We start from the raw sequence: 7461 nt of genomic DNA, 5'->3' as shown, positions 1-7461 counted from the left end.
GGCATGGCCATCGTCCTTTCCCTCATTCTTTCCCTTACCCAATCATATGAAAACAATGAAAGAAATGTGCTCCATAAAAAGAAAGATGTATTATAATATTTCTGAAAAATAATAATTTTTAGACATGAAAATAAGGGGGATTGGGGATGGACGTTCCATTAGTATTAACTCATTTTTTAGATCGTGCCGTGTCGCTTTACGGAGACAAAATTGGCGTCATTAGCGAAGGAAGATCGTTTACATATCGTGAGCTCAATGAGCGCGTCAATCAATTGTCTCACAGGTTAAGTGCTTTAGGGGTAAAAAAGGGGACCGTGTCGCTTATTTAGCGCCAAATACGTTAGAAATGCTCGAAGGATTTTACGGCGTATTTCAAACAGGAGCGATCATGGTGCCGCTTAATATTCGCTTAAAACCAAAGGTGTTTGCCCATGAAAGTCTTGTGGAATTAGAGTCAGTATCCATGCGAAGGTATGGAAGAAGCTCTATAGTACACAAGAACCCCGTGGCTTTAGCCATCGGGAGGTTCAGCGGTATGACATTCGTTCAAGAATTGCCAAAAACGGCATCAGGAAAAATCCAAAAAAAGTGTATTTGCGCAACGAATATTGGCAATCACTCGGAAAAATGGGGAGATATTTGAATTAACGAGGAGGAGTCGTTGTCGATTGACAGGCGGCTCTTTTTTCTTTACGCTGAAATGGAAAAGGAGGAAGATGATGCGTATTTCAACGATGGATGCGGTGCGTGGGGTGGCGTTGCTTGGCATTTTGCTTGTGAACGTTCTCGATTTTTCACTTCCGACGATGTATGTCGACGCTTCAGTATTTGCGAACGATGATGTTGATCGCTTGTTGCTTATGGGTGTTGATCTATTTGCGCAAGCGAGCTTTTATCCGCTTTTTTCGTTGTTGTTCGGTTGGGGAGCGTGGATGATGCTTGAAAAAGGTGGCGAACGATTTCGAGTGACTTTTTTGCGCCGTTTGCTTGCGTTGTTGTTATTTGGCGTCATTCATGCGTTTTTCATTTGGCATGGCGATATTTTAATCGGGTATGCGATCGTCGGGTTGTTTCTTTTTCCGTTTTTTCAAGCGAGCGCAAACACGTTACGTAACTGGGCGCTTTCGCTTTGGAGCAGTTGGGCTTTCGGTTCAACGATACTCATGTGGCTGATGTGGAAAGTAAGTGGTGATGTCGATTTTTCGGAGCCAGAGCTGGCAAAGCAGGCGATCGCAAATTATCAACAAGGCACGTGGGAACAAATTTTTATGCAACGGGTAGCTGATTGGCTATACGTCAATTCGTTGACCCAAACATTCATTTTTGTTTTAACGATTTTGCCATTTTTTTTATTTGGAGCATATATTGCAAAAGAAAAATGGTTTCATCATGTGGCACAACATCGCGAAACGATTCAAAAATGGTGCATCGGTTCATTCGTCGTCGGCATGGCGTTTAAATTATTGCCATATATCGAAAAAAATATCGTCACAACGTATGCCCAAGATATGATTGGTGGACCTGCCCTCGCTTTATTTTATTTGACCGCCTTCTCATTTGTATCAGCGAAAGTGATTCATTTTTTTGCCCCTGTCGGCAAAATGGCGTTCACAAACTATTTGATGCAATCAATTATTTGTACAATGATTTTTTATTCTTACGGCTTCGGATTATATGGGAAAGTAACGCCAAAACAAGCGCTCGCTGTGGCGCTCGGTGTATATGTCATGCAAATATGTTGGAGTCATTGGTGGTTGAAAAGACATCGCATCGGGCCGCTGGAGCGCGTATGGCGATGGATGACGTATGGAAAAAAGAAAACGACATGAATGAATCATGTCGTACATGGCTTGTCCTCTTTTTCTTTATGAGAAAACACGGCCTCTTTTAAATGCTTATTTAACAATTCATCGAGCTCTTGACTGCATTGGATCGTTTCTTTCGCCGAAAAACCGTACATTTGCGCCAATTCAATTAATTGGCGTCTTTTCTTTTCGATGAGGGAAAGAGACATAAGATTCACCAACATTTCTCACTTTCGTTAAAAAGCTGTAAACAACTGTATGTATAAACTATTATACATATTCTGAAGAAAAAGGAAATAGGATAATGTGTTGGAAAATGATTTTTTTCAAAGGAGTTTAGTTATAAAAAAGAGAACATAATGATGTTCGATCATACGAAAAAGGGGATGAGAACATGAAATTTGTTACAGCGCACGTCGGATCAGATGTGTTTGTTGGAGCTGTACATGAAAACGTGATCGTCCATTTATCGAAAGCAGATGAAACGATGCCGCATACGATGATCGAATGCATAGAACTTGGTGAATCGTTTATTGAAAAAGTGCAACTTGTGCTAGAACGTGTGCGACCGGAGTGGACGTATGCGCTTTGCGACGTACAGCTTCTTGCTCCGATTCCGCGTCCGACGAAAAATATTTTTTGTATCGGGAAAAATTATGCGGATCATGCGCAAGAAATGGGCAGTGAGGCTGATCGGGAAAATATAATCGTATTTTCAAAAGCGCCAACGGCGGTCATCGGGCATGAGGCGGACATTTTACGCCATGCGGATGTGACCGATCAGCTCGATTATGAAGGAGAGCTTGCGATTGTTATTGGGAAAAAAGGGAAAGCGATCCCGAAAGAACAGGCGCTCGATTACGTGTTTGGTTATACAATTATAAACGATGTAACAGCGCGCGATTTACAAGAAAGACATAAACAATATTTGCTCGGCAAAAGTTTAGATACATCATGTCCGATGGGACCTTGGATCGTTCATCGTTCCGCTATTTCGGATGCGCATGCGTTACATATCGAAACGAAAGTCAATGGTGAAGTGAGACAATCGGCAACGACGGCACAATTTATTTTTGACATTCCGACGATAATCGCAACATTATCGAAAGGGATGACGTTAGAGCCGGGCGACATTATTGCGACAGGAACACCAGCAGGAGTCGGAAAAGGCATGACGCCTCCGCGCTTTTTACAGTCGGGTGATGTGATTGAAATAACGATTGAACAAATTGGAACGTTGCGCAATCGGGTAAAGTAAAAAGCTGGGATACCCCAGCTTTTTACTGTTCAAATACTTTTTTCACTTTTTCAATTGCCCAATCGAGCTCTTCTTTTGTAATAACGAGCGGTGGTGCGAAACGAATGACTGTGTCATGCGTTTCTTTACATAATAGCCCTTCTTGTTGCAGTTTTTCGCAATACGGACGCGCAGGGACGTGTAATTCGACGCCGATAAACAATCCTCTGCCGCGCACTTCTTTAATGTCTGGATGATTGATTTCGCGCAATTTTTCTTGGAAGTATTGACCGAGCTCAAATGAGCGCTCTGGCAATTTTTCTTCTATGATAACATCAAGCGCAGCGATCGAAACGGCACAAGCAAGCGGGTTGCCACCGAACGTCGATCCGTGCGAGCCTGGATTGAATACACCAAGAATGTCGCGGTTTGCGGCTACGCATGAAATTGGGAATACGCCCCCACCGAGCGCTTTGCCGAGAATGTACATGTCTGGCTCAACTTCTTCCCAATCGCACGCAAACATTTTGCCGGAGCGGCCAAGTCCTGATTGAATTTCGTCCGCAATGTATAAAACGTTATGTTGTTTACATACGTCGTATGCGGCTTTTAAAAATCCTTCTGGCGGAATGTTAATGCCTGCTTCTCCTTGAATTGGCTCAAAAATAAATGCGGCTGTATTTGGAGTGATCGCTTGTTTTAGCGCCTCTACATCGCCGAACGGAATGACTTTGATGCCCGGAAGCATCGGACCGAATCCGCGTTTGTATTCTGGATTAGATGACATCGACACCGCTGTCATCGTCCGACCGTGAAAGTTATCTTCACAAACGATAATTTCGGCTTGATCCGCAGGAACGCCTTTTACGTCATATGCCCAGCGGCGCGCTGCTTTTACGGCTGTTTCGACCGCTTCAGCGCCCGTGTTCATCGGTAAAACCATCTCTTTTTTTGTTAATTTCGCAACTTTTTCATACCATGGACCGAGCTGGTCGTTATGGAATGCTCGCGATGTTAATGTAATTTTATTTGCTTGTTCAATAAGTGCTTGCACGATGCGCGGATGGCGATGTCCTTGGTTCACCGCTGAGTAAGCACTTAACATATCCATATAACGATTACCTTCAGGATCTTCTACCCATACACCTTCGCCTTTCGATAAGACGACTGGAAGTGGATGATAGTTATTTGCACCGTATTTTTCTGTTAATTCAATGATTTGTGCTGTTTTCACGTTAATCCCTCCTATTTCGACGGTCACATATATAACATACTTGAAGTGAATACAGAAAGTAAATAGAAAAGGCGAGCGTTTTCTTTTTCAATTGTTGTATGGACGTGCTATGATAGACATATATGAATTTGAAAGAGAAAGGAGCATGATTATGACACATGCACATATTACGACGTGGGTTGTTGCGCTTATTTTATTTGTCGTTGCGATTGTTTTACAGTCGAAAGGACATGAAAAAACAAAAACGTTACACATGTTGTTGCGCCTATTTTACGTGTTCATTATTGCGACAGGAGCGTGGATTTTACATAGCATGTCCTCCTTCCCATTTCTTTATATCATTAAAGTGATCGTTGGGATATGGGTGATTGGAACGATGGAAATGATTCTCGTTCGGACAGCGAAAGGAAAAAATACGAATATTCTTTGGCTTCAGTTTTTTGTAGCGTTCGTGGTCGCACTATATCTTGGATTTAAGTTGCCGTTTGGTTTTTCATTCTTTTCTTAAAGTTGGCATATTCGCCAACTTTTATCTTTTTCTACCATATGAAAATGTGCTATAATGAAGATTAAGTGATAATTCTAAAAATATAAAGAGAAAGAAAGAGTGGGAAAAAGGGGATGAAATTATTTCAAACGGTTTGTAAAACGTTTGCCGATTGGGAACGATGGGTGAGCGACTCTCGATTATATGAGTATGACCAACTAACGATTTTCGTTTCTTCGCTTTCTCCTTCGTTTCGCATGCAAGTCGAACGGTACGTGCAACATCATTTGCCCCAAGCACAACTGTTTCCAATGATTGGGGATGCATCGGAACATGCCATCATTTGTGCCCTCGTTTTTGACGATTATCGAGCAAATATGGACGAGATACGTCAAAAAATGAAGCTATCTGAACAATATTACCGCTCTTTATTTGAACATAATCCAGACATTGTATATTCCACCGATTTAGAAGGCAATTTCACAAGCGTCAATCCTGCGTTTGAGCGCGTGTTTGGGTATAAGGCAGACGAAATTTTGCATACAAACTCGCTTGATTACATCAAAAAAGAAGATATTGCGCGCGTGCGCCGCTATTTTTATCGCGCGTTAAAAGGAAAGGTGCAACAATACAATTTAGAAATTCCATCGAAATCAGGAGAAGTGTATTTATTCCAAATTAAAAACGTTCCGATTATCGTTGACGGAAAAAAGGTTGGCATTTATGGAATCGGACGCGACATTACCGAACAAAAGCGCGCAGAAGAACATATCAAATATATCGCATATCACGATAGCGACACGGGGCTACCGAATCGGCTGCAATTTACAAATATCGTGAAAAACGCAATTGACAAAGCGAAAGAAACAGGCAGTACACTTGCTGTTTTATTTATTGATATGGATCGTTTTAAAATGGTAAACGATACGATCGGTCATTACGGTGGGGATGAAATATTAAAGCAAATGGCGGAGCGAATAAAAAACATATTGCCATCTGGCGCGCATTTAGGCCGTTTTGGCGGAGATAAGTTTAGCTTATTGTTGACAAAACAAACGGATGTGCAAACGGTCGTTGAATGGGCGAAAAAACTGCTCCAACATATCGCTTCGCCAATTGTGTACGAAGAAAAAGAGTTTTTCTTAACCGCAAGTGTCGGTGTAAGCTTTTATCCAACGGATGGGGTCGATGCGCAGTCGTTATTAAAAAATGCGGATACAGCGGTCAATCGGGCGAAACAAAAAGGCGGCAACAGCGTGAAGTTGTACGCCACAAAAATGAACGAACAAGTGATGTATCGCGTCGAGCTTGAACGATATTTGCGAAAAGCGCTCGAAAAAAGCGAATGTTTTCTCGTTTATCAGCCGCTTCTCGATTTAATGACGGGAAAAATTATTGGGAGCGAAGCGTTGTTGCGTTGGAAACATCCGAAAATTGGGCTCGTTTCTCCACTTGATTTTATTCCGATTGCAGAAGAAATTGGCTTTATTCACGATCTCGGGCGGTGGGTGTTAACAGAAGCGTGCATGCAAACGAAAAAATGGCACGATCTCGGCTTTGATTCGTTAATGATTTCTGTCAACGTCTCAGCGACGCAATTTCAGCATCCGACGTTTTTTGAAGACGTCCAACAAGCGCTCAAGCAATCGCAACTGCCTGCGCATTGTTTGCATTTAGAATTAACGGAAAGTTCGATGCTGCGCAATATGTATTACAGCATTCAGGTGATGAAACAGCTGCAACAACTAGGTGTACACGTGTCGATTGATGATTTTGGGACAGGCTATTCCTCGCTTAGTTATTTAAAAGATTTGCCGATTAACACGTTAAAAATTGACCGATCGTTCATTTACCAACTTCATAAAGACCGTTCGGATATTGCGATCGTCAAATCTATTATTACGATGGGACATGGCTTGTGTTTAAAAGTTGTCGCAGAAGGTGTCGAAACGGATGAACAAATGAAATTGTTGAAACGATTAAAATGTCATTATGCGCAAGGGTATGCAATTTTTAAGCCGCTTTCTGCGGAACAATTTGAACAACAAGTGTTACAAGGGAACGTGGTCATTCAATAATCGAGTTGGACACCGATCACTTTTTTCCCTGATTGTAACGTCAGTTCAAAGCGATGTTGTTTTTCGTCAAAATAATGGTGAACACTACACATGTCAACCGAGTTATCAAACATTAAAAAATTAACCCCTTTTTCAGCAAATAACATATAGTTGTAACAATACAAACAGTCGTACACCGAGAAATTCCACTCGTTTATTAAATGAATAAAATGGAAAAACGCGTGATCGGTTAGCTGAGCAAGCCATTGTTCGTATGCGTGCGACAACGGTTTCATGTAGCGAAGACGATCACCGTTTTTTAATACATAACGTTCTGATATATATATGTCTCCATGTTCTCCGAGCCACCCTTTGATCCATTGACCAAAGCGAAACAATTCCACTTCTTCTGGCAAACTTGTTAGTTCATGCGCTTCATCATCTTCGTCAAAAAATACCCATTCGCCATTTACTTGTTCAACGACACCGTAGATGTAAGCTCGTTTTTGTGTGCGTAATGATGCAAGGCGATCCATTTGTTCCACTCCTTTCGTATCAATTCCCTCCGTACGCCATTATAGACAACTCATCATTTATCTAAACGATGCATAAAATAAAAGCATGCTTCATACTTGTTCACA

Annotated in this window: 7 protein-coding genes and 1 pseudogene; 5 read left to right on the top strand and 3 right to left on the bottom strand. The window is 41.7% G+C overall.

Going from position 1 to position 7461, the window contains the following annotated elements; translation table 11 throughout:
• Positions 1–146 precede the first annotated feature (146 nt).
• A pseudogene (locus tag ABEV15_RS05955) lies at positions 147–418 on the top strand (AMP-binding protein); the annotation flags it as partial.
• Between the two features lie 301 nt (positions 419–719).
• Positions 720–1829: a DUF418 domain-containing protein gene (locus ABEV15_RS05950; protein WP_498852650.1), complete on the top strand. Its 1110-nt coding sequence runs from the start codon at positions 720–722 to the stop codon at positions 1827–1829.
• Between the two features lie 5 nt (positions 1830–1834).
• Here ABEV15_RS05950 and ABEV15_RS05945 read toward each other — a convergent pair whose 3' ends face one another.
• Complete coding sequence (locus ABEV15_RS05945) at positions 1835–2014, bottom strand: aspartyl-phosphate phosphatase Spo0E family protein (RefSeq protein ID WP_498852653.1); 180 nt, start codon at positions 2012–2014, stop codon at positions 1835–1837.
• Between the two features lie 185 nt (positions 2015–2199).
• Between ABEV15_RS05945 and ABEV15_RS05940 the strand changes: the two genes are divergently transcribed.
• The gene (locus ABEV15_RS05940) at positions 2200–3063 is read left to right on the top strand and encodes a fumarylacetoacetate hydrolase family protein (protein WP_498852649.1); all 864 of its coding nucleotides are present in this window, start codon (positions 2200–2202) and stop codon (positions 3061–3063) included.
• Between the two features lie 22 nt (positions 3064–3085).
• Here ABEV15_RS05940 and ABEV15_RS05935 read toward each other — a convergent pair whose 3' ends face one another.
• Positions 3086–4276, bottom strand: coding sequence for an ornithine--oxo-acid transaminase (locus tag ABEV15_RS05935; RefSeq protein WP_429631336.1), 1191 nt, complete (start codon positions 4274–4276; stop codon positions 3086–3088).
• Positions 4277–4427: 151 nt separating this feature from the next.
• Between ABEV15_RS05935 and ABEV15_RS05930 the strand changes: the two genes are divergently transcribed.
• The gene (locus ABEV15_RS05930) at positions 4428–4784 is read left to right on the top strand and encodes a YisL family protein (RefSeq protein WP_429631537.1); all 357 of its coding nucleotides are present in this window, start codon (positions 4428–4430) and stop codon (positions 4782–4784) included.
• 113 nt (positions 4785–4897) lie between these two features.
• Positions 4898–6841 carry a putative bifunctional diguanylate cyclase/phosphodiesterase gene (locus tag ABEV15_RS05925; protein WP_429631338.1) on the top strand — a complete coding sequence of 648 codons (1944 nt, stop codon included), beginning with the start codon at positions 4898–4900 and terminating at the stop codon, positions 6839–6841.
• Here ABEV15_RS05925 and ABEV15_RS05920 read toward each other — a convergent pair.
• Entirely contained in the window at positions 6835–7356 is a 522-nt protein-coding gene (locus ABEV15_RS05920; RefSeq protein ID WP_498852648.1) for a DUF2777 family protein, read from the bottom strand. The genes ABEV15_RS05925 and ABEV15_RS05920 overlap by 7 nt on opposite strands.
• Positions 7357–7461: the final 105 nt, after the last annotated feature.

The sequence above is a fragment of the Bhargavaea massiliensis genome (assembly GCF_050480245.1).
Taxonomy (GTDB): Bacteria; Bacillota; Bacilli; order Bacillales; family Anoxybacillaceae; genus Anoxybacillus.
The sequence above is the reverse complement of the archived record's forward strand: the minus strand, read 5'-3'. Positions and strand labels throughout refer to the sequence as shown.